Here is a 22,003-nt window from a genome sequence, read left to right on the forward strand (position 1 = left end):
TCTCCGCCGCGCGTCGGTGCGGTGGAGTCATTCGATTCAGCACGCGCCCCCGCCTCGCCCGCCTCCGGTCAGACCGCGCCCGGTCGCGCGCGTAGGCTGTTCACCAGCGTGTCCCACGTCTGCAGCGCCGCCGCCTCATCGACCGGCGCGGTGGACCGGTCCGGCGGCAGATCGCTGCGCGCCGGCGCACCCAGCAGCAGTTCGACCGAGGTATGCGGCTGCGCCACCGTCGCGGGATTCCCCGGCGCGAGCAGGTAGAAGCGGTACACCGTGACGTCGCCGTCCTTCAGCGCGAACAGCACTTCCTCGGCGTCCATGCCGGCCACCGTCCGTTTGCCCTGCCGCAGGATACGATAGCTGCCGGGCATGCGATCGAGTTTCGCACGCAACGCGGACAGATTGCTGGTGAGCGGCTGGGCTTGATCCCCATCCACCGCGTCGCGCAACTTGATCACCAGCAGCGCCGGCCGGCCCGGCATCAGCGCGAACGACTGGCTCACTTCTTCCGTGTAGGTCGACGGTCCGGTAACAATCCCGCCGTCGAAGCAGAAACCCGATTCCGTCGGCACGGTCCAGTTATCGCGCACCTTGATGCGGCGGTAGGTGTCGTTATAGATGCTTTCGGCTCGGTCCAGCACATCCGCGCCGATCATGCCCGTCGTATGGACGAGCGTGCGGTTCGCGAACAGATAGCCCTCGGTATCGAACGGCAATGTTGCCGCCTTCGCCACCGCATCGTTGAAGACGAAAATCCGCGAATGCAGCACCGGAGAAAACGCCTTTTCCAGCCACGCATGCCCCGTCATCTCCTTCAGATTGACGGGATTCACGCGTTGCTTGGTGCGAAGTTCCGTCTCGCGCGCCGTGACCTTGGCGTCGTAGGTCTCCACCGGCACGTTGTGCGTCGTGACGAGTTTTTCTCCGCGGTAGTTGTAACTCTCATTCGAGATCTCGCTCGAAACGGGCCGATCGAACACGAGGCGACCGATGCACCACGGACGTACTTTGGACAGCAGAGGATTATTTGTCGCCGGTTCAACGGAAAACGCCAGGGAGCAAGTACACAGACCCGCCAGCAACAAGAACAAGCGAACGAAACGAACCATCACGATCTCCCGGCCCCTCGTGCATTCTTCACGATCTGCACCACACTGTATGCGGACTTGCACGGTGTTCGCCCTTGCCCAGGTCGGGCAGCAGCCTGGCCGCGCAATGCCCTGACTCCGGCACATCGGCCGACACGTCGCCCCCCATGGTATCGCCGGCCCTGCATGACTCGGCCACCGACATGACGATCGCCCGGCTGACCGGCCCTCGCGGCAAACGCGGTAGCGACGCGTGTCGCCTCAAACGTTCGACACCAGCAGCCTGATCCCCGCCACGCCGAACACGACGGCCAGACACGCTTCCATCGCGCGCCGGCCGCGCACGTACAGCCGGCGCGCACCGTCCATCGAGAACACGAGCGCATAGCCGCCGAACACCACGCACCCGATCACGAGGCAGCCCGGCACGACGGCGCCGTGCGACGCACCCGCGCCGTTCGACGACAGCGCGACGATCGACACCCACACGAGGATGGCTTTCGGATTGGTCAGATGCAGCATCGCGCCGCGCGCATAGAAACGCGACAACCGCTGCTCGCCCGCCGCGTTCGGCGACGTCGCCGCCTTGCCCGACAGCGCCGTGCGCCCCGACTTGAACGCGAGCCACAGCAGATACAGCCCGCCGAAGAGCTTGATCGCGACCAGCAGTTTCGACCACGCGAGCAGCGCGGCCGACACGCCGAGCGCCGCCACCGTCGCCCAGAACATCGACCCCGACATGACGCCGAGCGCGAACGCCAGCGCTGCCTTGCGGCCCTGGTTCGCGGCGACCGACATGATCGCGAGATTGCTCGGCCCGGGGCTGGCCGTACCGATGAAATAAGCCGTGTAGGCCAGCAGCAGGTTGGCCGAGAAAAAGGCGTGGACGCTCATGTCGAACCTCGCAGGGATGATCCGGAGATTGTTGGCAAAGGCACACCGTCTGCCCATGGACAGTTGGCCCGCAATTCGCTGGGCCAGTTGGACGGTCACGCACCGGATCACCGCTCGCGAATCCGTCTCGGTTTTGAAACACCCGGCGTATCCGCCACGGTTTCCGCTGACCAATGATGGCCGTCCCGTACCGCCGCGCCCGGCCGACCGAACGCATTGCAGGCGCGGCGGCGCGCGCGAACCGGTACGTCGGGCCGTCCGCCGGCGGAAACGCGCAATGCGTTTTATGCCCGCGTTACGTTACATCCTTGAAGCATTTCGCCTCGCCGAGCCGCTCCGTGCACCGGACGTCCACCGCGCCCCGCGTAGGGATGCACGCCTCGTCCGCCTCCGCAACCCAGTACCGGCGGGACTCGCGCCCCCCGCCGTATCACGGCTCAACATGGTTCGACGATCGTCTTGCGGCGCTGGTACGGAACCTGCATTCCGTTCGGATGAAAGCCGCGCCATCGCCGCGCGGACATGAACCCATCTTCGGGCGCGTCCACGGATACGCCCGAACGATCTGCCCAAGCAACGAGGCCCGTCATGGATGCGCTGCCCAACTCGTCCGATACGTCGTTCCAGCTCTTTCTCGCGAAGGTGCTCGAACAGCCGCTGCCCGACTGGACCGAAAAACAGCAGATGGAACTCGAGATGGCGCGCACGCTGTCCACCGAAATGGTTCAGCTCGCCGAAGACATGCGCAGCCGCACGCCCGATCTCGCGCGCTGCCTCGTGCTGCTGCGCTACGCGAAGGTGCTCGACTTCATGCTGACGTCGCTCGCCGCGCACCGCGACATTCATCCGCAGACGCTGCGCACGCTGTTCCGGCTCGCGAACCTGAAAGTCGACGATGCGTATCCGGTTTGAGCCGGCACAACGCATCGATTGCCGCACACGACGATCGCAGCCACGCCGGCCATTCACGCTTGGCCCGCATGCACGATAACCTCGCCGCATGAGCGTCAGGAATCGAAAGTCCCGGCTGGCCGGCGAACCCGGCGTGTTCGTGAAGCGATACGGGCGCGCGGCGCAGAAGCATTCCGATCCGAACGATCGCCGCTACGATCACGACATCGAGCGAACGATGACGCGGTTGCCGCCGGCCGACCTTTCCGATCTGCTGGCCGACGGTGACGACAGCGAAAGCGAAGTGGGCGCCGCACCCGGTTCCGTCCATGCAAGGCGCACCCCGTGAACGTTGCCCGCTTCGACCGGATCTGACCGGCCATCCCCATCGGCGCTGCGCGCCGGCCCCTCCCCGCAAACGGATGTACAATCGCGCGCCATGAACGCACTTCGCCGCTTCCTGCTCCGGCAAGGCGTCGCGCGACAGCTTCTGTGGGGTTTCCTCCTCGTGACGCTGCTGTCCCGCGCGCTGATGTCGGGCGCCGTGATGCTCGATCCGGACGGTCCGGGCGCGGGCTCGGTGGTGCTGTGTTCGGGCCGCGGCCCGCTGATCGTCGACGTGGCGGCATTGACTGCCCGTTTCGATGCCGGCGCGCCGATCACGCCGGCCAACGATGCGCTGGCGCTCGTCGATGCGCTCAAACACGACGCGCATGCCGACAAAACAGCGTCCTCCGGGAACGGCGACAGCTTCTGCGCATTTGGCGCCGCGCTGTTCACGGCACTCGCGTCGTTCGTGCTGCTGGTGCTGCTGTTTCCCGCCGCCGCGCCGCGGCGGTTCCGGGTTCACTTCGACTGCCTTCCCTTCGTGCGATCGATCTTCGACGATCGCCCGCCCTCCCGCGCCCCTCCTCTGTTCTGCTGAACGTTCCGCCCCGCGGCTCATGCACGTCGACGTGCACGAGCCTTCACGCCGTTCGTTTCATACGACCTGATTCAAGCGTTCACCCGAATGCCCGCGCCGCGCGGGCGACGTCGCCCTGCGCACCGCTTGCGCATGACGCCGCGTCGCCCGTTCCGTCGACGCGCGCAGGCGGGTGTGCCGCACGTTGACGACAGCCGGCCCGCGCCGGTCGCGCCGATCAACGAACCTGAGGAGCTGACACCATGTCGACCACCGTCGAGCGGGCAATCTCGCCCGCCCGTTCCACCAGCGCCGGTTACCGGACGCTCTGGCGCTGGCACTTCTATGCCGGCCTGTTCGTGATGCCGTTCCTCGTGATCCTCGCGATCACGGGAACGCTCTACTGCTTCCAGCCGCAGATCGAGCCGCTGCTATATCCGCACCGGCTGGTCGTCGAGCCGCGCGCCACGCCGCGGCTCGACCCGGACGCGCTGCTCGCCGACGCGCGCACCGCGATGCCGGCCGATGCAACGCCGGTTTCCGTGCAGGTCTCCACCGCGCCGGATCGCAGCGCCGAATATGGTTTCCGGCTCCGTGACGGCAGCCGCGAGAGCGTGTACGTGAATCCGTACGACGGCAGCATGCTCGGCACGCTGAGCGTCGAGCGCCGCTTCATGCAGGTCGACCGGATGCTGCATCGCAAGCTGCTGCTCGGCAAGACGGGCGAACTGCTGATGGAGCTCGCCGCGTGCTGGACGTTCGTGATGATCGGCACCGGCATCGCGCTGTGGTGGCCGCGTGGCGCAGCGCGCGTCGGGCGCGCGCTGCGGCCCGACCTGTCGCTGCGCGGCCGGCCGCTATGGAAAAGCATCCACGCGACGGCCGGCATCTGGCTCGCCGCCGGCACGGTGGCGTTCATCCTGACGGGGCTGCCGTGGTCGGGCTCGTGGGGCAAGAACTTCAAGGCGCTGGCCGCGACCGTGAACCTCGGCGCGCCGGAGGGCGCATGGGGCGACGCGTCGGTGCGCTCGACGCGCCCGGGCGCTGCCGCGGGGCCCGCGTCTGCACCGGCCGCCGCGCCGGCCGGCCATCACCACGAATCCGGCGAGTCGATGCCGGGGATGGTGATGGACGACCTGCCGTTGCCGCAAACGCCGTGGGCAGTCGGCAACGTGCCGGTTCCGCATTCGCCGTCGGCGCCGACGCCGGCACCGCTGCCGCTGGCACGCGCGATCGCGATCGTCGCCGGGCTCGGCGTGACGAGCGGCTACACGCTCGCGCTGCCGTCCGGCCCGGACGGCGTGTTCACCGCGTCGTACTTCCCGGCCGACCCGAAGGCGGAGCGGACGATCCATATCGACCAGTACAGCGGTGCGGTGCTGAAGGACATCCGCTACGACGACTACGGCGCGGTATCGCAGGCCGTGTCGTACGGCACGTCGCTGCACATGGGCCGTTACTTCGGGCTCGCGAACCAGATCGTCTGCGCGGTGCTGTCGCTCGGGCTGGCCGCAATGGCCGTCACGGGCATCGTGATGTGGTGGAAACGCCGCCCGGCCGGGAAGCTGGGCGCGCCGTCGCGCGAACGCGGCACGCCGCCGATGCGCGGCTGGATCGCGGGGCTCGTGCTGCTCGGGATCGTATTCCCGTTGATGGGGCTGACGATCGTCGCGGTCTGGTTGGTCGACCGCCTGCTGTTCGGCCGCACGGCGCGCGCGGCAGCGTGATCGCCAGACGCTTCCACCGATTCGAAGGATACCGAAACATGAAGCTCAGATCGATGCCGCTGGCCGGCGCTCGCATACAACGCGTTCAACCGCCGCTACGTGCAGTCCGCGTATACAACGAGACGCAGTATCTGCCCGGCAACGACCGGCGGCGCGAGGTGCTGGCGAACTACAGGTTCTGATGCCGCGCGCCGCCGCGCAACGCGCTCGCCGGCACATGCGCATGCGCGGCGGCGGGCCGCCGGTCAATCTCCAGCATCGCCGCCGCCCGCCCGCACCTGCGCATCACGCAAGCGGGCCTGCCGCGCGCCCCGCCATCCACTTCCGATAGCGCCGTGTCTGGCACTGCGCGGCCAGTTGCTGCCCGACCAGCGCGCGCAGCGGCGACACCTGCGGGTGCGTGCGCCGCCCTTCGCTGAGCCGCGCGAGCTGGAACTTGACGACGGCCATGTTGGCCAGTGCGCCCAGCGCCTTGTTCTTCCAACGGATCGGCTCCAGCAGCGGCGCGCTGTCCTTGCCGGCGCGCCAGTCGCGCGGCAGGTTCGGGTCGATCGACAGCGCGGTCGCGATGCCGACCATCGCCACGCCGCTGTCGACCACCTGCTCGGCGACCGCGCGGCGCCGGATGCCGCCCGTGACCATCAGCGGCATCCGCGCGACGGCCGTGATGTCGCGCGCGAATTCGAGGAAATACGCTTCGCGGGCGAGCGTGCGCCCGTCGCGCGCCTCGCCCTGCATCGCCGGCACCTCATAGCTGCCGCCCGACAGTTCGACGAGATCCACGCCGAGCGGATTCAGCAGTTCGACCACGCGCTTCGCATCGTCCGCACTGAAGCCGCCGCGCTGGAAATCGGCCGAGTTCAGCTTGACCGCGACGACAAACGCCGGCGACACCGTCGCGCGCACGGCCCGCACGATCTCGAGCAGCAGGCGCGCGCGATTTTCGATGCTGCCGCCCCACTGGTCCTGCCGGCGGTTCGTCAGCGGCGACAGGAACTGGCTCAGCAGATAGCCGTGCGCCGCGTGAATCTCCACGCCGGTGAAACCGCTTTGCTCCGCGAGCTGCGCGGCGCGCACGAAGCGCTGCCGCACGTCGGCGATATCGGCGTCCGTCATCTCCTTCGGCACCGGGAACTGCTTCGACAGCGCGCCGAGCGCGAGCGGCACGGCCGACGGCGCGAGCGTCGTCTGGCCGAGCGCGGCCTGCATCTGGCGGCCCGGATGGTTGATCTGCATCCACACGTGCGCGCCGCCCGAGCGCGCGACCTGCGCCCAGCGACGGAAGCGGCCGAGATGCGCGTCGCTCTCGAGCACGACGCCGCCGGGCCCCGTCATCGCGCGGCCGTCCACCATCACGTTGCCGGTCAGGATCAGGCCGACCTGGCCGTCGGCCCACGCCTGGTACAGGCGCAGCAACGCGTCGGACGGCGCGTGGTCCGCATCGGCCATGTTCTCTTCCATCGCGGCCTTGGCCAGACGGTTCGGGATCACCGCCCCGTTGGGCAGTGTCAGGGGCGTAAACAGGTTCATGGAGCGCATCCTCGATTGACGATGCCCAACGATAACTTTAAAGTCAACTTTAAGGTCAAGCCCCTTTGGAGCCAACATGAAAATCGGCGAACTGGCGCGGGCCAGCGGCATCGCGGCGTCGCGCATCCGTTTCTACGAAGCGAGCGGCCTGCTCGAACCGGCCCGCCGGCAGGCGAACGGCTATCGGGAATACGGGCCGGAAGCGCTGACGCGGCTCGCGATCATCGACCGTGCGCAGCAAGCGGGTTTCGCGCTCGACGAAATCCGCGCGGTGCTGCCGCCCGATCTCGGCGCGTGGCCGCGCGAGGAACTGTTGGTCTCGCTGCGGCACAAGGTCGACGAAATCGCGCTGCTCGAACAGCGTCTCGCGCAGAACCGGCAACATCTGCAAGTGCTGATCGAGGCGATCGAGAACAAGCCGGAGGGCGAGGATTGCGCGGGCGCCGCGCAACGCATGTTCGACCAGCTGTGCAAGAAGGCCAGCGAACCGCTGGAGCCCGTGCCCGTCGCGCGGCCGACGCGCAAGCGCGCGTGACTGATTGCGCTGCGGCGAGACAAGTCGACGCGTGCGCGTCGGCTTCCGCAGCGCAACCTCGTGACCTTATCCGCATGACACCCTCCCGCATCAGAGGATTCCTCATTGTCGCGCTGCTGGCCTTCGGCATCGGCAGTGCCTTCGCCTCGCACGGCGCACGGCCGGAGGGTCGCGAAGGCGTGTGACGCGGCGACCTGATCGCGATCGCGTTTCCCGATCTCGACACGGCGCGCATAAGGTACGAATCGGAGGCGAACCGGCAGATCCAGCCGCTGCGCGCACGGTACGCGAGCGGCTCGCTGATCCTGATCGACGGCGTCGACGCACGGCACAGGGCGACCGGCATCCTGCGTTGAATCGTGGCGGCAGCGACGCCGGCGACGCTTACGACGCGTTGCGCTCCATCGGCTCGCCGACGACAAAGCCGCCGCCCTGGAACCGCTGCGCGGGATCGTCGTAGTCGGCGGTCGGCGCCGTCACCGGGAACAGCCCGGCGAACTGCTCGGAACTGTCGCGCGGGCGGAAGCCGAGGAAGCCGGCCTTCGTGTTGTCCCACCACTTCACCGGATTGTCCGACGCGCCGTAGACGATCGCGTGCCCGACGCGGTTCGTCAGCAGCGAGCAGCGCACGAGTTCGATGAAGTCGCGATAGCTGAGGAACGTCACGAGCATGCGCGGATTCTTCGGCACCTCGAACGACGAACCGATCCGCAGGCACACGGTCTCGATCCCGAAGCGGTCGAAGTAGTAGCGCGACAGCGATTCGCCGAAGCACTTCGTCACGCCGTACAGGCTGTCGGGGCGCAGCGGCGAATCGGCGTCGAGCACTTCGGTGACCGGATGGAAACCGATCGCATGGTTCGAGCTCGCGAACACGACGCGCTTCACGCCGTGCTTGCGCGCGGCTTCGTACAGGTTGTACGTGCCGGTGATGTTCGCGCCGACCAGATCGTCGAACGGCGCGTCGACCGAAATGCCGCCGAGGTGGACGATCGCGTCCACGCCGTCGACGAGCTGCATCACGGCCGGCCGGTCGGCCAGATCGACGACGCGGGTTTCTTCATGCGCGGCCGCGTCGTCCAGCGTCGCGATGTCGCTGACGCGCACGACGTCGGCCCAGTCGGCGAGCGCGCCGCGCAACTGGCGGCCGAGGTTGCCGGCCGCGCCCGTCAGCAGCAGGCGCCCGAACGGTTTGCGCGCGCCGGTGGATGAAGCGTTCATCGAATCTCCTTGAATCTGACCTGAAGCGGAAAACGTTTTCCAACTATACGCGGGAGCGCAGCCGAACGTCAATGGTCGAACCCGTGCGCAGCCATCCGCACTTTCCCGATATCGGCCCGTGGCTGCACGCCGGCTTTTTCTGCCACAATCCGGCGTTATCGAACGAAAACGTTACCCTTCCAATGAAAAAAGTTTCCCCGACGATCCGCGACGTGGCCGCGGAAGCCGGCGTGTCGGTCGCGACGGTATCGAAGTACGTGAACGGCACGCAGCGCTTCTCGCCGACCGTCGAGGCGCGGCTCAAGGAGTCGATCGAGCGGCTCGGCTACCGTTCGAACCCGCTCGCGCGTTCGATGATCACCGGGCGCACGCGCACGATCGGCGTCGTGATCCTCGACATCAGCAACCCGCACTTCACGAACGTGGTGAAAGGCGCGAACCGCATTGCGCTCCAGCACGACTACACGCTGCTGCTCGTCGATACCGAAGAGAACCAGGCGCGTGAACGTTCGCTGATCGAGGCGCTCGCGCAGCGCGTCGACGGGCTGATCGTCAGCACGCGGATGCCCGACGAGGAAGCCGGGTGGATGCTCGATCTCAACAAGCCGCTCGTGCTGCTGCGCCGCAGCCCCGGCCTGCCGATTCCGAGCGTCGGCATCGACAACCGGCTGTCGACCTACATGCTCGCGCGTCACCTGCTCAATCTCGGCCATACGCGCATCGCGTATCTCGGCTTCGGCACGGCGCGCGTGAACGACGAGCGGATCCAGGGCGCGCGCGACTGCCTCGCCGAAGCCGGGCTCACGCTCGACGTGCACGATGCGCATGCGCCGACCGCCGAGGCCGGCGAGCGCGCCTGCTCGCGCGTGATGCTCGGGCCGCAGCGCCCGCAGGCCGTGATCTGCTACAACGATCTGATCGCGCTCGGCTTCATGAAGGAAGCCGCATCGCTCGGTTTCCGGCTGCCGCAGGATGTGTCGGTCGCGGGCATCGACAACGTGCCGTACGGCGCATACGCGGCGCCCGCGCTGACGACCGTCGACATCCAGAGCGAGAACATGGGCGAACTCGCGATGCAGAAACTGATCGACGCGCTCGCCGGGCGCACCGATGCGAGCTATTCGACGTTCGAGCCACGGCTGATCATGCGCGCGTCGACGGCCGCCGCCGGCTGACGCGTTCGCGACACGTCACTTCCCCGAGCGCAAAAAAAGCGCCGCCACAAGGGCGGCGCGTTCGTTTGCCGACACGCGATCACGCGTCGAGTTTCGCGGGCTTCATCTTCGGCGTGAGCATGTGCATCACGGCCAGCGCGATCAGGTAGGCCGACGCGCCGATCGCGAACAGCACCCAGTAGTGGCCCGTGCGCTGCAGCACCTGGCCGATCACTTCCGAGAACAGCACGCCGCCGATCGAACCGGCCATCCCGCCGATGCCGACCACCGATGCAACCGCGCGGCGCGGGAACAGGTCGGACGCCGTCGTGAACAGGTTCGCCGACCAGCCCTGGTGCGCGGCGGCCGCGAGGCCGACGATCAGCACCGCGACCCACAGGCTCTGCACCTGCGACACGAACGCGATCGGCAGCACGCAGCACGCGCAGATCAGCATCGTCGTCTTGCGCGCGCCGTTCACGCTCCAGCCCGCGCGCAGCAGCCGCGACGACAGCCAGCCGCCGCCGATGCTGCCGACCGTCGTCAGCGCATAGATGCACACGAGCGGCAGGCCGATGTGCTGCATGTCCATCCCGCGCGACTCGTTGAGCCACTTCGGCAGCCAGAACAGGTAGAACCACCACACTGGATCGGTCAGGAACTTGCCGATCAGGAACGCCCACGTCTCGCGCTTGCGGATCAGTTCGCCCCAGCGCGGCGCGCCGGCGTTCGCGTTCGCCGCGTCGAGCGCTTCGGCTTCGTCGCGCGGCTCGTTGTACTCCGCGGCGAGCGCGCGCGTATCGGCCTGGCGATAGAACACGAGCCACACCGCGAGCCACACGAGACCGATCGCGCCGATGATCACAAACGCCGCGCGCCAGCCGTAGGCCACCGCGATCGCCGGGATGATCGCCGGCGCGAACACCGCGCCGATGTTCGCGCCCGAGTTGAAGATGCCGGTGGCGAGCGCGCGTTCGCGGCGCGGGAACCATTCGGCCGTCGTCTTGATCGCGGCCGGGAAGTTGCCGCCCTCGCCGATCCCGAGCAGCGCGCGCACGAACGCGAAGCCCGTCACCGAGCCGACCGCCGCATGCAGCATCGCGGCAATGCTCCACACCAGCATCGCCACCGCATACGACACGCGCGTGCCGAGCCAGTCGACGATGCGCCCGAAGCCGAGCAGGCCGAGCGCATAGAACGCGGAAAACGCCATCACGATGCGGCCGTACTGCACCTGGCTCCAGCCGATGTCGTGCTGGAGCATCGGCGCGAGCAGGCCGAGGATCTGCCGATCCATGTAGTTGATGACGGTCGCGAAAAACAGCAGCGCACAGACGGTCCAGCGGTAGCGGCTGGCGGCAGCGCGCACGGCACCGACGACGGCAGATTGCATGAATGTCTCCGATGCGCGGTCGCGCCCGTCGCGCCGCACGATGTTCGTTGACCGGCGACCGGCGCCGGGGCGGGCGGCGGCGCGCTGTCGCGCACGGCCAATCCCGCCGATCAATCTGGAAAACGTTTTTCAAAGGATAGGACGTCTGCCGGCAGCCTGTCAGTCGGGGATTTCGATGAGTCATCTCAAATTTGTCGCGGGCAAAAGAGACGACTGTTTCGCAGATTGGCATTAATCGTTTTTCCCGGATTTTCCAGACGCGCGCGAGGGCGCGTGGCCGCCGATACACATGTCCGATTCCAGCCAGAATCGACGGCGGGGATGGTTTACAGTCGTCGCATGCACCTCGATCCCGACACCTGCTACGACGCCCTGCTTTCGCGGAACCGCCGCTTCGACGGCTGGTTCTTCGTCGGAGTGGCGACGACCGGTGTGTATTGCCGCCCGGTCTGCCCGGTGAAGCCGCCGAAAGCACAGAACTGCAGCTATTACCCCACCGCCGCGGCCGCCGAGAAAGCGGGCTTCCGGCCCTGCATGCGATGCCGCCCCGAGCTCGCGCCCGGCCACGGGCTGCTCGACCTGTCCGGCAACCTCGCCGACGCGGCCGCCATGCTGATCGAGGACGGTTTCCTGAACGCGCATTCCGTCGACGCGCTCGCGCAGCGCGTCGGCGTGACCGAACGCCATCTGCGCCGGATCTTCGGTGCGCAGTTCGGCGTGTCGCCGGTCGAGTTCGCGCAGACGCACCGGCTGCTGATGGCCAAGCGGCTGCTGACCGATACCGCGCTGCCGGTCGCCGTCGTCGCGTCGACGGCCGGGTTCGGCAGCGTGCGGCGCTTCAACGACCTGTTCCGTCAACGCTACGGGCTCAATCCGCTGCGGCTGCGCAAAGGGGCCGGCGCGTCGGCCGATGGCGACATGACGTTCCCGCTGCCGTACCGGCCGCCGTTCGCGTGGGCCGACCTGATGCGCTTTCTCGCGCAGCGGCAGATCGACGGCGTCGAGCGGATCGACGCTTGCGGCTATGCGCGTGTTGTCGAACTGCCAAACCGCAACGGCGACGGCAACGGCCGCGTCACCGGCTGGCTGTCCGTCGCGCACGTGCCGCAGCGGTTCGCGCTGGCCGTCACCGTGTCGCCGGCGCTCACGCCGGTCGTGCCGGCCGTGCTCGCCCGCGTGCGGCGGCTGTTCGATCTCGACAGCCGCCCCGACGTGATCGACGCGCATCTCGGCGAACTCGCGAGCGGCTCGCCCGGCCTGCGCGTGCCCGGTGCATTCGACGGCCTCGAGATCGCGATCCGCGCGATCGCGGGCGAACGGCTCGCGGCAGCGCAGGCGGGTACGCCTTTGCCCGCACGCATTGCGGCGCGTTTCGGCACCTCGGTGGAAGACGCGCCGCCGGGCCTCGCGCGCGCACTGCCTTCCGCTGCGACGCTGGCCGCCCTGCCGCTCGCCGCGCTGGAAGTACTCGGCATCGCGCGCGAAACCGCGCAAGCGATCGTGTCGCTCGCACGCGCGGTCGACGACGGCACGCTCGCGCTCGAACCGACGGCGCCGCTCGACGCGACACTCGCCGCGCTGCGCGCGATGCCCGGCTTCGACGAGCGCGCGGTGCAGTACGTCGCGATGCGTGCGATGGCCTGGCCGAATGCGTTCCCCGCCGACGACGCGTTGCTTCCCGCACGCACCGAACGCGCGCGCATGCCATCATCTGCGCCGCATGCGGCGCGCTGGGCGCCGTGGCGCGCGTATGCCGCACTGCATGTGTGGCGCCTTCATGGAGATGTGTTGCGATGACTCCCGCTCACCTGATTCCGAGCCCGCTGGGCGACATCGCCGTGCGCATCGAGGACGATGCGCTGACGGGTCTGTTCTTCGTTGGCCAGAAATATTTCCCGTCGCTTGCGATCGCGCACGAAGCGGACGCACGCGCCCTTTCGCCGATCGCGCGCAAGGTCGCGGAAGAAATCGCCGAGTACTTCACCGGCACACGCGAAACGTTCTCGGTGCCGATCCACCTGCGCGGCACCGCGTTTCAGCGACGTGTATGGAAGGAACTGCTCGCGATTCCGTTCGGCGAGCTCGTGTCGTACGGCGACATCACCGAACGCGTCGGGCTGCCGATGAGCGCGGCGCGCGCCGTGGGCGGTGCGGTCGGCCGGAACCCGGTGTCGATCATCGTGCCGTGCCATCGCGTGGTCGGCGCGTCGGGCAGCCTGACGGGTTATGCGGGCGGCATCGACCGGAAGCGCGCGCTGCTGTCGCTCGAAGGCGCCGGGTTCCAGCGTGGCGCACACCAGCCGGTGCAGCAGGCGCTCGCGTTCTGAGTGACGGTGTGCGGCACGCGCGGCCGCGTCACGCGCTCAGCACGGGCCGGCGCGCCTCACGTTTCGCATACGCGCCGGGTGTCACGTGGAATTTCGCCTGGAACAGCGCGATGAACGACGACGTCGAGTCGTAGCCCAGTTGCGCGGCCACCGTGCCGATCGGCTCGCCCGCATCGAGCAGCGGCAGCGACGCGAGCAGCCGCACGGCCTGCCGCCATTCAGTGAAGGACAGCCCCGTGTCCCGCCGGAACAGCCGCGACAACGTCCGCCGCGTCGCGCCGACCTGATGGCCCCATTCGTCGAGACTGCGCGCATCGCCCGGATACGCATGCAATGCGCGCGCGATTTTCAGCAGGCGCGGATCGCGTGGCAGCGGCACCGTCAGCGGCGCCGGACGCATCCGCGCGATCCGGTCGGCGATCAGGCACACGAGCGCGCCGTCCGGCCCCGCCTCGTCGTAGTTCACCGGCAATTCGGCAGTGGCAATCACCAGCTCGCGCAGCAGCGGCGTCATGCAGAGGATCGTGCAATCGTCGTTCGCATCGCTGCGCGCGATCGCTTCGTCGAGATACAGGCTGTGGAACGCGACGCACTCGCGCGTCATCACCGCATGCGGCACGTGCGGCGGAATCCACATCGCATAGTGCGGCGGCAGCAGGTGCCGGCCCGACGGCGTCGACACCTCGAGCACGCCGCTCGTCGCATACATCAACTGGGCCCACGGATGACTGTGCGCGTCGACGCTCGCGTTGCCGGGAATCCCGAACGCACGCACGTACAGCGGCCTCGGCAGGCGCGCCATCGGCGGCACTGCGTAGGGGTCACCCGATTGTCCCGCCAGCAACATAAGACGTCCTCCGAAGGTCATTGCACGAACGAGCGCGATGCTACCGTGGCGGCTCTTCTTCCACACGGCTTCCGTTCATGAGCGCTCATACCCGCACCACCCGCAAGACCGTCACCGCGATCCGTTCGACCAAGGGCATCGGCAGCCTCGTGTCGCTGACCGCGTATTCCGCGCCGATGGCGAAGCTGGTCGACGACGTGGCCGACGTGATCATCGTCGGCGACTCCGTCGGCATGGTGCTGTACGGGATGCCCGATACGCTGCGCGTCACGCTCGACATGATGATTGCACACGGTGCGGCCGTCGTGCGCGGCGCCGCGCAGGCTTGCGTCGTTGTCGACCTGCCGTTCTCGACGTACCAGGAATCGCCCGCGCAGGCCTATCGCTCGGCCGCGCGCCTGCTCGCCGAAACCGGCGCGCAGGCCGTGAAGCTCGAAGGCGGTAGCGAAATGGCCGGCACGATCCGCTTCCTGACCGAGCGCGGCATACCCGTGATGGCACACGTCGGCCTGATGCCGCAGCAGGCCAATGCGACGGGCGGCTTCCGCGCGCAAGGCATGGACCCGCGCTCGGCCGCGCAGGTGTTCGACGCCGCGTGCGCGGCCGAGCGGGCCGGCGCGTTCGGCGTCGTCATCGAAGGCACCGCCGAAGCGCTCGCGCGCCATCTGACCGAAACGCTGACGATCCCGACGATCGGCATCGGCGCATCGCCCGCGTGCGACGGGCAAGTGCTCGTGACCGAGGACATGATCGGCGCCTTCGATGCGTACACGCCGCGCTTCGTGAAGCGTTACGCCGATGCGAATGCGGTGATGCGCGACGCGATCCGCCAGTACGCGCACGACGTGCGGCAGCGTGTGTTTCCGGAGCCCGCGCATTGCTTCGGGTACGGCAAGCCGCTGCAACTGGCGGACGCGAGCGCCACCGCCGTGTGACGACATCGCGAAGGCATGGCGAACGACACGATCACGCGCGCTTGCGCATCGCATGCGCGACCCGCGCGTTGGCCTCGAATTTCGCGCGATGCGTCGAGAAGAACGTCCGCACGTTGCGGACGTTCGATGCGCCGGTGAACAGCCGCCGCGCGAATTCGTCGTATTCGGCGACGTCGGCCAGATCGGCCACCACGACGAAATCGGGGCCCGGCGACACGCGGTAGCACTGCGTGACGGCCGGCTCCGCGCACACATACGCTTCGAACGCGTCGTAGTCTTCGGCCGTCTGCCGGTCGAGGCTGATCTCGATCAGCGCCGTGACCGCCGTGCCGATCGCCGCCGGGTCGAGCACCGCGACCTGCCGGCGGATCACGCCGGCCTCCGTCAGCCGGCGCACGCGGCGCATGCAGGTGGGCGGCGACGACAGCGCGCGCTCGGCCAGTTGCAGGTTCGACACCGATGCGTCGTCCTGCAGGATCGCGAGGATGCGCAGGTCGAGATCGTCGAGGGTGATGCCGGCCATCCGCGGCTCCTTCCGGTCAGGATGTGAAATTTAATTTCAACATGATAGACGATCCACCATTCGTTTCATTTGTTCTTATATTTTGAAATTTAATTCCATTTAGGTGGCTCTACCATCGCTCTCACTGATCCAGACAGGACATTTACGGAGCGCGATATGTGTGGAATTGTCGGGGCGGTCGCCCAGCGGGACATCCTGCCGAACCTGGTCGACGGCCTGAAGCGGCTCGAATACCGCGGCTACGATTCGTGCGGCGTCGTGGTCTACCGCGACCGTGCGCTGGCGCGCGCCCGCAGCGTCGATCGTGTGGCCAACCTGCAGCGCGAGATCGCCGAACATGCGCTGTCGGGTTACACCGGCATCGCGCATACGCGCTGGGCCACGCATGGCGCGCCCGTCACGCTCAACGCGCATCCGCACTTCTCGCCGAGCGACGCCAACGCGCGCATCGCGCTGTCGCATAACGGGATCATCGAGAACTGCGATCAACTGCGCGCGGAATTGCAGGCGCACGGCTATGTGTTCGCGAGCCAGACCGACAGCGAGGCGATCGCGCACCTGATCGACCACCTGTACGACGGCGACCTGTTCGACGCGGTCCGGCGCGCGGTCGCGCGACTGCGCGGCAGCTATGCGATCGCGGTGATGTGCCGCGACGAGCCGCACCGGATCGTCGGCGCGCGCGACGGGATGCCGCTCGTGGTCGGCGTCGGCGAAGGCGAGAATTTCCTCGCGTCCGACGCGATTGCGCTGTCGGGCATCACCGATCGCATCGCCTACCTGGAGAACGGCGACGTCGCCGATATTCAACTGCATCGCTACTGGATCGTCGATGCGGCCGGCCAGCGCGTCGAGCGCACGGTGCAGCGGGTCGCCGCGCATAGCGGCGCGGCCGATCTCGGGTCGTACCGCTACTACATGCAGAAGGAGATTTTCGAGCAGCCGCAGGCCGTGGCCGATACGCTGCTCGACGTTTCGTCGATCATGCCCGAGCTATTCGGCGACGGTGCGTGGCGTGTTTTCAACGACGTCGATTCGGTGCTGTTGCTCGCATGCGGCGGCAGTTATCACGCGGCACTGACCGCGAAGTACTGGATCGAGAGCATCGCGAAGCTGCCGGCGAGTGTGGAAATCGCCAGCGAGTTTCGCTATCGCGACAGCGTGCCGAATCCGCGCACGCTCGTCGTCGCGGTGTCGCAAAGCGGCGAGACGGCGGACGTGCTCGGTGCGGTGCATGTCGCGAAGCAAAGCGGGATGATGCGGACGCTCGCGATCTGCAACGTCGCGACGAGTGCGTTGATGCGCGAATGCGCGCTGCAGTTTGTCACGCGTGCGGGGATCGAGATCGGGGTGGCTTCGACGAAGGCGTTCACGACGCAGCTCGTTGCGTTGTTCCTGCTGACTTTGTCACTTGCGCAGGTGCGCGGGCGGTTGAGTGATGATGAGGAGAAGGAGCATCTGCGGGCGCTTCGGCATCTGCCTGATGCAATGTCGAAGGTGCTCGCGCTGGAGCCGCAAATCATGGCGTGGTCGGAACTGCTCGCAAGACGCGACAACATGCTGTTTCTCGGGCGCGGGATGCATTATCCGATCGCGCTTGAGGGCGCGCTGAAGATGAAGGAGATTTCGTATATTCATGCGGAGGCTTATCCGGCGGGTGAGTTGAAGCATGGGCCGCTGGCGCTCGTTAGCAACGAGATGCCGGTGATTGCGGTCGCGCCGAATGACACGCTGCTCGAAAAGCTCAGGTCGAACATGCATGAGGTCAGTGCGCGGAATGGAAAGCTGTTTGTGTTTGCGGATGTGGACTGTGGGTTGGTGTCTGGCGATGGCATTGAGGTGATTCGGCTCAACGAGTACTACGGGCCGTTGTCGCCGATTTTGCATACGGTGCCGATGCAGTTACTCGCGTATCACGCGGCGCTGGCGCGGGGGACGGATATTGATAAGCCGCGGAATCTGGCGAAGTCGGTGACGGTGGAGTGAGGCGTGTGGGGCAACGTCGTTCCTGTGCCCTGGTGCATTAATTTCGGTTACAAAGCCTCGATTCAGTTTTGGTTACGCAGCTCTTTCCGGCCGCTGAGCCGCACCTGGCAAGCGGTAACCAAAACTAATGCCTCACGGGGCGATGGAGCATTTTCTAGCGCCCTTCGTTTGCGCACGGCATCCCGGATTTCGCCTTCACGACGCATCAGCCCAAGGAAGCCGCGGTCGAGCCAAGAGGACTCCACGCGAGCCGTGCGGCGAGCGACGCCGACCGAGCATATGTCTTCAGCAGCTGCGCCCATGGAGGAAGATTTGAAGCATGGGCGCGCGATAGATGATGCCGTTTAGACGCTTAGGCAGCGACGGACCAGAGCGCATGCCATCACATGACCCGAACGCTCTCCGGCCGTCAATGTTCCACCTTGAGGTGACATCCTGCGGCTTCACCATTGCGGTGAACATTCGTCCGCTATTCTGTTCTACTTTCGCTAGGCACGTCGGCAGTTTCCCCACGCAGTTCGCCACGTCGGCCCGCTCCGACCCACAGCACGTTGCGAGTACCAAGAATCAGAAACATCATGGACTCGCTTTTTTTCGCGCAAATCTTTCGCCATTCCCCGGTGTCGATTGACGACGGTGTAGGGACAGCTTCCGGATGGGTATGCCACTCACCGAGGTAGTCCATTGTCTCGCGCTCGGCTTTCCAGAGGTCAAGGGCTATTTTCTGATGCCCATGTGCCTGTCGTCGAAAACCGTAACGGTGTTGGGTGTCACCTGGTTGTGGAGTCGTCACCATCGACACGTGAAGATGCAAGCCCCGTCGATAGCCCAGCAAGATGCCACCGGACTCTGGCGCTGTAGGGTCCGTTTGCCGAAAGCCCATCAACGTCGACAGTACGAACGGTTCAATCAGAATTCGCGCGTCTTCGTGGAACGGGTGTCGAAGAATCAGAGCTGCTGGCATGCGGGACATCCGTTCGTCGGGGCGATATCCTGGTTCTTGATGCGTTGGGCATCAGCCGTTTCCAGATAACGGGTACGAAATCTTGGGCTGACTGCACCCTTCAGCCAATCACTGACCATATCGGCAGCTAATGCCGCAGCGGACATGGGAGCAGAAACCGCATAGGGAGTAAACGAGCTACACCCCCGGAATTTCGTTCGAGGCGGATTCGTCAGGACCGGGACGAGTGCTTGGCGTTGTGCAAAGAGCCCGGCCACAATACCGACTCTGTTATTGCCAGTCCTGATAGGCTTCGAAATCCTGCGGTTTGCGCAAAGCGTCGGTGTTGCAGACAAGCTTCGGCGATTCGTCTTTCCTGGTGAGCGCGTGAAGTTCGAGATAGTAGTGCTTGGCGAACCTGTCGTCGGCCGTCCAGACATCAGACTTTTCGCCCGTCCCCGAGTGAACGCCTGCCCATGTAAACAACGTTGTTTCTGAGATGCGATATGGCTTGAGCCGGATAGCGGGTCCGCGATAGCGCTCGACGGCAATCTCGATTTGCTTGTCCGCAGCAATCGCGCCGATGCTGCGCATGTCTTTCGCTGTCTGCGCCGTACCCCTAGGCGTGTATTTCAGTTCCACGACGCAGATCACTTCCTCCGAATTGCAGACGACAATATCGGGACGCACTACGCGATTCTCGGAACCGAGTCTGACCAATGGCTCGATGAATATTTTCCGACTTGGCTCGCCATCTGCACGCATCCGCTGACGCAGTTCTGCGAACAGGTGACCTTGCAAGCTACGCTCGGAGTTTATATGGCCATGACGGTATTCCGATTCAATGACCTCCCGCCAAGCATCCACCAAGTGATGTCCGACTCTCGACCGCTTACCCATAATGCCCCTCCCATCCATAAAACCATTTTAACGGCATCTCTGGCAAGATCTTTTGCTCAAAGCAGGAGGAGTGTATAGACACGATCTACGATCGCATATAAGTGTTACCCGACTGCGCTCTTTCATTGTTAGTGATTATCAGCAGATGCAGCGACGACGCAAAATGCATCGCCTAACAGCCGCTATCCGGTGCATTTCTGGACACTGCCGACCCAGCCCGAACGAAATGATGCTCCACCCTCGTGCGGAGCACACCATCGAGCGCGGCAAGCTGTTCGCGCAGCCGAACCGCTTGCCCTTCCGTCATTTCGCCGAGAACGATCTTTTGCTCGAGAACGTCACCATGGCGGGCGATGGCCCAACGGTCGACCGTCGCCGTTTCACCTTCGAGTACGGCCGCCGCGGTCGAGACGATACCCGGGTTCAATCTCGAAACGAGATGAACCGTATGCGTCAACGTGAAACCGGGAAGGAAGTGCGACCAGTCTTCACAGACTGTCGGGAGGGAAGCAGCGGAATCTTGGCGCATGGTAGCTCCGGATGAGTGATTACCGAACCGGTGCCAGCCATGCTGCTCCCGTTTCGTTGCCGTCAATCGGCCGCATCGCCTCAAAGGCGTCCACCTTGCCCGGGAGGGCAGGTTGGCGTCGGATAGTCCGACTCTGGATGCTTGATTTCTCACGTTCGACATTCCGAACGTTGGTTCATTATACCGAAAACTCGACATCGGGCAAGGAACCCTGGGGAAAACCGCACTTCGACCGGATGACTCCTCCGATCCGGCCCTTGTACCGAGGGGAATCCGGCCCCACACGATGGCCGTGCGCACTAAAACCACACACCGAACCGCGTCCCCGTTGCCAGCACATCGACCGTGAGCCTCCATTGGTGCGCCACGGCAATCTCCTTGCAGATCGATAGTCCGAGACCCGCACCGTCGTACCGCGAATCCGGCGCCCGCCAGTAGCGATCGAAGAGCAGCGGGATGTGCTCCCGCCGAATGCCCGGCCCTTCATCCTCGATATGAATCGCGGTCTCGACGACGGTCAGCACCACCACGCCGGCCGTTGGCGATGCGTTGATCGCATTCTCGAGAATGTTCTTGAGAAGGATGAAAAGCGCCCCGCCGTCCGCCCGTACCGATGGCAGGGAGTCGCGCGCTTCGATATGGAGTTTCACCTGCTTCGCATCGGCTTTGTCGGCCAGCAAGCCAACGACGTCTCGTGCGACTTCGACGCTGCTCACGTCGCCGAAACTGAAATTCTGCGCTTCGCTGACTTCAGCCAGGTGCAGCAGTTGCTTGACCTGCCGGGCCATCAAATCGATCTCGCGAAGCAGAAGCGCCTTGTGCCTGATTTCCGGCTGCAGCTCGATTTGACCTCTGACCAGCGTGAGCGGTGTTTGCAACTCATGCGCAGCAGCGGCCAAAAACTGTTGCTGAACCACGAAACCGTTCTCGAGTCGGGCCAGCGCATCGTTGAAAGCGTCGATCAGCGGCTTGATCTCGCTGGGGATTCCCTTCGAAGAAAGTCGCGTCGTCAGGTTGCGGGGCTCGATATCCCTCGCGGCATTCGATACCTCTCGCAACGGCTTCAGCACGTGGCTGATCGTCAGCGGAAGCGTCAGCCCGAAAATGACGGTCGCGAAAAGCAGCACATATCCGACGGTCTTCGGTATCGGGTCGATCTTCGACATGACAAGCGCATCGACCAGCTGCTTGCTTTGTGCAACCTGCACGTAATAAACGACGCTGCCTTTCGACACGCGCTGTGTGGCGACGGCGTACTCGTTGCCGTCGATCGTGGCGGGCAGCACCGTGCCGGCCGCCTTCGCGAGATCTTCCGTCAGCCACGGCCGATCCCCGTTCGACGGCACCGACACCAGCAACGGCCGCCCCGTCGCATCGAGCACGCGATACTTCACCTCGACCGACAAGATCCGGAACATCAGCGCGGGACGCCCGCTCAATTGCACGGATACCGGACGCCCGGCGTCGTCGAAGCTCAATCCGTCCACGACATGGCTGATGATCTCCATCTGCTGCCGCCGCCCCAGAAACTCCGGATATCGATCGATGACATACACGGCAAGCGCAGACAGCAGCGCCAGACTGATTGCGAACGCAACGACGTTGGTCACCCACAGACGCGTCGACAGACGCAGGATCCAATGACGGAACATGATGCCTTTTACCCGGTGAGGGCAGCT

The 22,003-nt window shown here is 65.8% G+C and carries 22 protein-coding genes, 1 pseudogene and 1 riboswitch; of the genes and pseudogenes, 12 read left to right on the plus strand and 11 right to left on the minus strand.

Annotated features, from left to right (window positions below):
* Nucleotides 1–68: 68 nt before the first annotated feature.
* Nucleotides 69–1,106: a T6SS immunity protein Tli4 family protein gene (locus BFF94_RS28610; RefSeq protein ID WP_128841775.1), complete on the minus strand. Its 1,038-nt coding sequence runs from the start codon at nucleotides 1,104–1,106 to the stop codon at nucleotides 69–71.
* Nucleotides 1,107–1,346: 240 nt separating this feature from the next.
* Nucleotides 1,347–1,979, minus strand: coding sequence for a LysE family translocator (locus BFF94_RS28615; protein WP_128841776.1), 633 nt, complete (start codon nucleotides 1,977–1,979; stop codon nucleotides 1,347–1,349).
* A gap of 588 nt (nucleotides 1,980–2,567) precedes the next feature.
* On the opposite strand from BFF94_RS28615, the gene BFF94_RS28620 reads away from it, so the two are divergent.
* The 5 genes from BFF94_RS28620 (at nucleotide 2,568) to BFF94_RS28640 (ending at nucleotide 5,683) form a co-directional block, all read left to right on the plus strand.
* Nucleotides 2,568–2,891, plus strand: a complete 324-nt coding sequence (locus tag BFF94_RS28620; RefSeq protein ID WP_128841777.1) for a DNA-binding protein — start codon at nucleotides 2,568–2,570, stop codon at nucleotides 2,889–2,891.
* An 88-nt stretch (nucleotides 2,892–2,979) separates the two neighbouring features.
* Entirely contained in the window at nucleotides 2,980–3,219 is a 240-nt protein-coding gene (locus BFF94_RS28625) for a hypothetical protein (protein ID WP_128841778.1), read from the plus strand.
* 90 nt (nucleotides 3,220–3,309) lie between these two features.
* Nucleotides 3,310–3,795: a hypothetical protein gene (locus tag BFF94_RS28630; RefSeq protein ID WP_128841783.1), complete on the plus strand. Its 486-nt coding sequence runs from the start codon at nucleotides 3,310–3,312 to the stop codon at nucleotides 3,793–3,795.
* A gap of 242 nt (nucleotides 3,796–4,037) precedes the next feature.
* Nucleotides 4,038–5,501 (plus strand): PepSY-associated TM helix domain-containing protein, encoded by a 1,464-nt coding sequence (locus BFF94_RS28635; RefSeq protein ID WP_219140107.1) that lies wholly within the window; start codon nucleotides 4,038–4,040, stop codon nucleotides 5,499–5,501.
* 38 nt (nucleotides 5,502–5,539) lie between these two features.
* The gene (locus tag BFF94_RS28640) at nucleotides 5,540–5,683 is read left to right on the plus strand and encodes a hypothetical protein (protein WP_162285582.1); all 144 of its coding nucleotides are present in this window, start codon (nucleotides 5,540–5,542) and stop codon (nucleotides 5,681–5,683) included.
* Nucleotides 5,684–5,786: 103 nt separating this feature from the next.
* On the opposite strand, the gene BFF94_RS28645 is transcribed toward BFF94_RS28640, so the two are convergent.
* A complete protein-coding gene (locus BFF94_RS28645) occupies nucleotides 5,787–7,031 on the minus strand; it encodes an NADH:flavin oxidoreductase/NADH oxidase family protein (RefSeq protein WP_128849019.1) in 1,245 nt (414 codons plus the stop codon).
* A gap of 76 nt (nucleotides 7,032–7,107) precedes the next feature.
* On the opposite strand from BFF94_RS28645, the gene BFF94_RS28650 reads away from it, so the two are divergent.
* Together BFF94_RS28650 and BFF94_RS38015 are read left to right on the plus strand one after the other, a co-directional pair.
* Nucleotides 7,108–7,566: a MerR family transcriptional regulator gene (locus BFF94_RS28650; RefSeq protein WP_128849017.1), complete on the plus strand. Its 459-nt coding sequence runs from the start codon at nucleotides 7,108–7,110 to the stop codon at nucleotides 7,564–7,566.
* 140 nt (nucleotides 7,567–7,706) lie between these two features.
* Nucleotides 7,707–7,922 (plus strand): annotated as a pseudogene (locus tag BFF94_RS38015) (DUF1330 domain-containing protein); the annotation flags it as partial.
* A gap of 28 nt (nucleotides 7,923–7,950) precedes the next feature.
* On the opposite strand, the gene BFF94_RS28660 reads toward BFF94_RS38015, so the two are convergent.
* Nucleotides 7,951–8,787, minus strand: coding sequence for an NAD-dependent epimerase/dehydratase family protein (locus tag BFF94_RS28660; RefSeq protein ID WP_219140108.1), 837 nt, complete (start codon nucleotides 8,785–8,787; stop codon nucleotides 7,951–7,953).
* Nucleotides 8,788–8,858: 71 nt separating this feature from the next.
* Here BFF94_RS28660 and BFF94_RS28665 point away from each other — a divergent pair, with 71 nt between their 5' ends.
* Nucleotides 8,859–9,962 (plus strand): LacI family DNA-binding transcriptional regulator, encoded by a 1,104-nt coding sequence (locus BFF94_RS28665; protein WP_128849014.1) that lies wholly within the window; start codon nucleotides 8,859–8,861, stop codon nucleotides 9,960–9,962.
* Between the two features lie 79 nt (nucleotides 9,963–10,041).
* On the opposite strand, the gene BFF94_RS28670 is transcribed toward BFF94_RS28665, so the two are convergent.
* The gene (locus BFF94_RS28670; RefSeq protein ID WP_128849012.1) at nucleotides 10,042–11,334 is read right to left on the minus strand and encodes an MFS transporter; all 1,293 of its coding nucleotides are present in this window, start codon (nucleotides 11,332–11,334) and stop codon (nucleotides 10,042–10,044) included.
* Nucleotides 11,335–11,655: 321 nt separating this feature from the next.
* On the opposite strand from BFF94_RS28670, the gene BFF94_RS28675 reads away from it, so the two are divergent.
* Together BFF94_RS28675 and BFF94_RS28680 are read left to right on the plus strand one after the other, a co-directional pair.
* Complete coding sequence (locus tag BFF94_RS28675) at nucleotides 11,656–13,131, plus strand: DNA-3-methyladenine glycosylase 2 family protein (protein WP_128849009.1); 1,476 nt, start codon at nucleotides 11,656–11,658, stop codon at nucleotides 13,129–13,131.
* A complete protein-coding gene (locus tag BFF94_RS28680) occupies nucleotides 13,128–13,661 on the plus strand; it encodes a methylated-DNA--[protein]-cysteine S-methyltransferase (RefSeq protein WP_128849006.1) in 534 nt (177 codons plus the stop codon). The genes BFF94_RS28675 and BFF94_RS28680 overlap by 4 nt, the downstream gene beginning before the upstream one ends.
* Nucleotides 13,662–13,689: 28 nt before the next feature.
* Here BFF94_RS28680 and BFF94_RS28685 read toward each other — a convergent pair whose 3' ends face one another.
* A complete protein-coding gene (locus BFF94_RS28685; protein WP_128849003.1) occupies nucleotides 13,690–14,508 on the minus strand; it encodes an AraC family transcriptional regulator in 819 nt (272 codons plus the stop codon).
* A 77-nt stretch (nucleotides 14,509–14,585) separates the two neighbouring features.
* Between BFF94_RS28685 and panB the strand changes: the two genes are divergently transcribed.
* Nucleotides 14,586–15,443: a 3-methyl-2-oxobutanoate hydroxymethyltransferase gene (panB, locus tag BFF94_RS28690; protein ID WP_128849001.1), complete on the plus strand. Its 858-nt coding sequence runs from the start codon at nucleotides 14,586–14,588 to the stop codon at nucleotides 15,441–15,443.
* Nucleotides 15,444–15,474: 31 nt separating this feature from the next.
* Here the strand turns inward: panB and BFF94_RS28695 are convergent, their stop codons facing one another.
* Entirely contained in the window at nucleotides 15,475–15,966 is a 492-nt protein-coding gene (locus tag BFF94_RS28695; RefSeq protein WP_043178594.1) for an Lrp/AsnC family transcriptional regulator, read from the minus strand.
* Between the two features lie 156 nt (nucleotides 15,967–16,122).
* Between BFF94_RS28695 and glmS the strand changes: the two genes are divergently transcribed.
* Nucleotides 16,123–17,952 carry a glutamine--fructose-6-phosphate transaminase (isomerizing) gene (glmS, locus tag BFF94_RS28700; protein WP_128848998.1) on the plus strand — a complete coding sequence of 610 codons (1,830 nt, stop codon included), beginning with the start codon at nucleotides 16,123–16,125 and terminating at the stop codon, nucleotides 17,950–17,952.
* Nucleotides 17,953–18,421: 469 nt separating this feature from the next.
* Here the strand turns inward: glmS and BFF94_RS28705 are convergent, their stop codons facing one another.
* The 4 genes from BFF94_RS28705 to BFF94_RS28720 form a co-directional block, all read right to left on the minus strand.
* Nucleotides 18,422–18,916, minus strand: a complete 495-nt coding sequence (locus BFF94_RS28705; protein WP_124613845.1) for a Mov34/MPN/PAD-1 family protein — start codon at nucleotides 18,914–18,916, stop codon at nucleotides 18,422–18,424.
* 270 nt (nucleotides 18,917–19,186) lie between these two features.
* Entirely contained in the window at nucleotides 19,187–19,696 is a 510-nt protein-coding gene (locus BFF94_RS28710) for a hypothetical protein (RefSeq protein ID WP_128848993.1), read from the minus strand.
* Between the two features lie 271 nt (nucleotides 19,697–19,967).
* Complete coding sequence (locus tag BFF94_RS28715) at nucleotides 19,968–20,324, minus strand: hypothetical protein (protein WP_158062107.1); 357 nt, start codon at nucleotides 20,322–20,324, stop codon at nucleotides 19,968–19,970.
* Between the two features lie 42 nt (nucleotides 20,325–20,366).
* Nucleotides 20,367–20,470: riboswitch (SAM-I-IV-variant riboswitch) on the minus strand.
* Nucleotides 20,471–20,623: 153 nt separating this feature from the next.
* Entirely contained in the window at nucleotides 20,624–21,976 is a 1,353-nt protein-coding gene (locus BFF94_RS28720) for a sensor histidine kinase (protein ID WP_128848990.1), read from the minus strand.
* Nucleotides 21,977–22,003 lie beyond the last annotated feature (27 nt).

The sequence above is a fragment of the Burkholderia catarinensis genome (assembly GCF_001883705.2).
Lineage (GTDB): Bacteria > Pseudomonadota > Gammaproteobacteria > Burkholderiales > Burkholderiaceae > Burkholderia > Burkholderia catarinensis.

Excerpts from the sequence above, each read along its gene's own strand:
- BFF94_RS28645 (WP_128849019.1), bottom strand. The coding sequence starts at position 7,031 with ATGAACCTGTTTACGCCCCTGACACTGCCCAACGGGGCGGTGATCCCG.
- BFF94_RS28715 (WP_158062107.1), bottom strand. The coding sequence starts at position 20,324 with ATGCGCCAAGATTCCGCTGCTTCCCTCCCGACAGTCTGTGAAGACTGG.
- panB (WP_128849001.1), top strand. The coding sequence starts at position 14,586 with ATGAGCGCTCATACCCGCACCACCCGCAAGACCGTCACCGCGATCCGT.
- BFF94_RS28670 (WP_128849012.1), bottom strand. The coding sequence starts at position 11,334 with ATGCAATCTGCCGTCGTCGGTGCCGTGCGCGCTGCCGCCAGCCGCTAC.
- BFF94_RS28635 (WP_219140107.1), top strand. The coding sequence starts at position 4,038 with ATGTCGACCACCGTCGAGCGGGCAATCTCGCCCGCCCGTTCCACCAGC.
- BFF94_RS28675 (WP_128849009.1), top strand. The coding sequence starts at position 11,656 with ATGGTTTACAGTCGTCGCATGCACCTCGATCCCGACACCTGCTACGAC.
- BFF94_RS28665 (WP_128849014.1), top strand. The coding sequence starts at position 8,859 with ATGGTCGAACCCGTGCGCAGCCATCCGCACTTTCCCGATATCGGCCCG.
- BFF94_RS28660 (WP_219140108.1), bottom strand. The coding sequence starts at position 8,787 with ATGAACGCTTCATCCACCGGCGCGCGCAAACCGTTCGGGCGCCTGCTG.
- BFF94_RS28630 (WP_128841783.1), top strand. The coding sequence starts at position 3,310 with ATGAACGCACTTCGCCGCTTCCTGCTCCGGCAAGGCGTCGCGCGACAG.
- BFF94_RS28685 (WP_128849003.1), bottom strand. The coding sequence starts at position 14,508 with ATGTTGCTGGCGGGACAATCGGGTGACCCCTACGCAGTGCCGCCGATG.
- BFF94_RS28680 (WP_128849006.1), top strand. The coding sequence starts at position 13,128 with ATGACTCCCGCTCACCTGATTCCGAGCCCGCTGGGCGACATCGCCGTG.
- BFF94_RS28620 (WP_128841777.1), top strand. The coding sequence starts at position 2,568 with ATGGATGCGCTGCCCAACTCGTCCGATACGTCGTTCCAGCTCTTTCTC.
- BFF94_RS28615 (WP_128841776.1), bottom strand. The coding sequence starts at position 1,979 with ATGAGCGTCCACGCCTTTTTCTCGGCCAACCTGCTGCTGGCCTACACG.
- BFF94_RS28720 (WP_128848990.1), bottom strand. The coding sequence starts at position 21,976 with ATGTTCCGTCATTGGATCCTGCGTCTGTCGACGCGTCTGTGGGTGACC.
- BFF94_RS28610 (WP_128841775.1), bottom strand. The coding sequence starts at position 1,106 with ATGGTTCGTTTCGTTCGCTTGTTCTTGTTGCTGGCGGGTCTGTGTACT.
- glmS (WP_128848998.1), top strand. The coding sequence starts at position 16,123 with ATGTGTGGAATTGTCGGGGCGGTCGCCCAGCGGGACATCCTGCCGAAC.
- BFF94_RS28695 (WP_043178594.1), bottom strand. The coding sequence starts at position 15,966 with ATGGCCGGCATCACCCTCGACGATCTCGACCTGCGCATCCTCGCGATC.
- BFF94_RS28640 (WP_162285582.1), top strand. The coding sequence starts at position 5,540 with ATGAAGCTCAGATCGATGCCGCTGGCCGGCGCTCGCATACAACGCGTT.
- BFF94_RS28625 (WP_128841778.1), top strand. The coding sequence starts at position 2,980 with ATGAGCGTCAGGAATCGAAAGTCCCGGCTGGCCGGCGAACCCGGCGTG.
- BFF94_RS28705 (WP_124613845.1), bottom strand. The coding sequence starts at position 18,916 with ATGCCAGCAGCTCTGATTCTTCGACACCCGTTCCACGAAGACGCGCGA.
- BFF94_RS28650 (WP_128849017.1), top strand. The coding sequence starts at position 7,108 with ATGAAAATCGGCGAACTGGCGCGGGCCAGCGGCATCGCGGCGTCGCGC.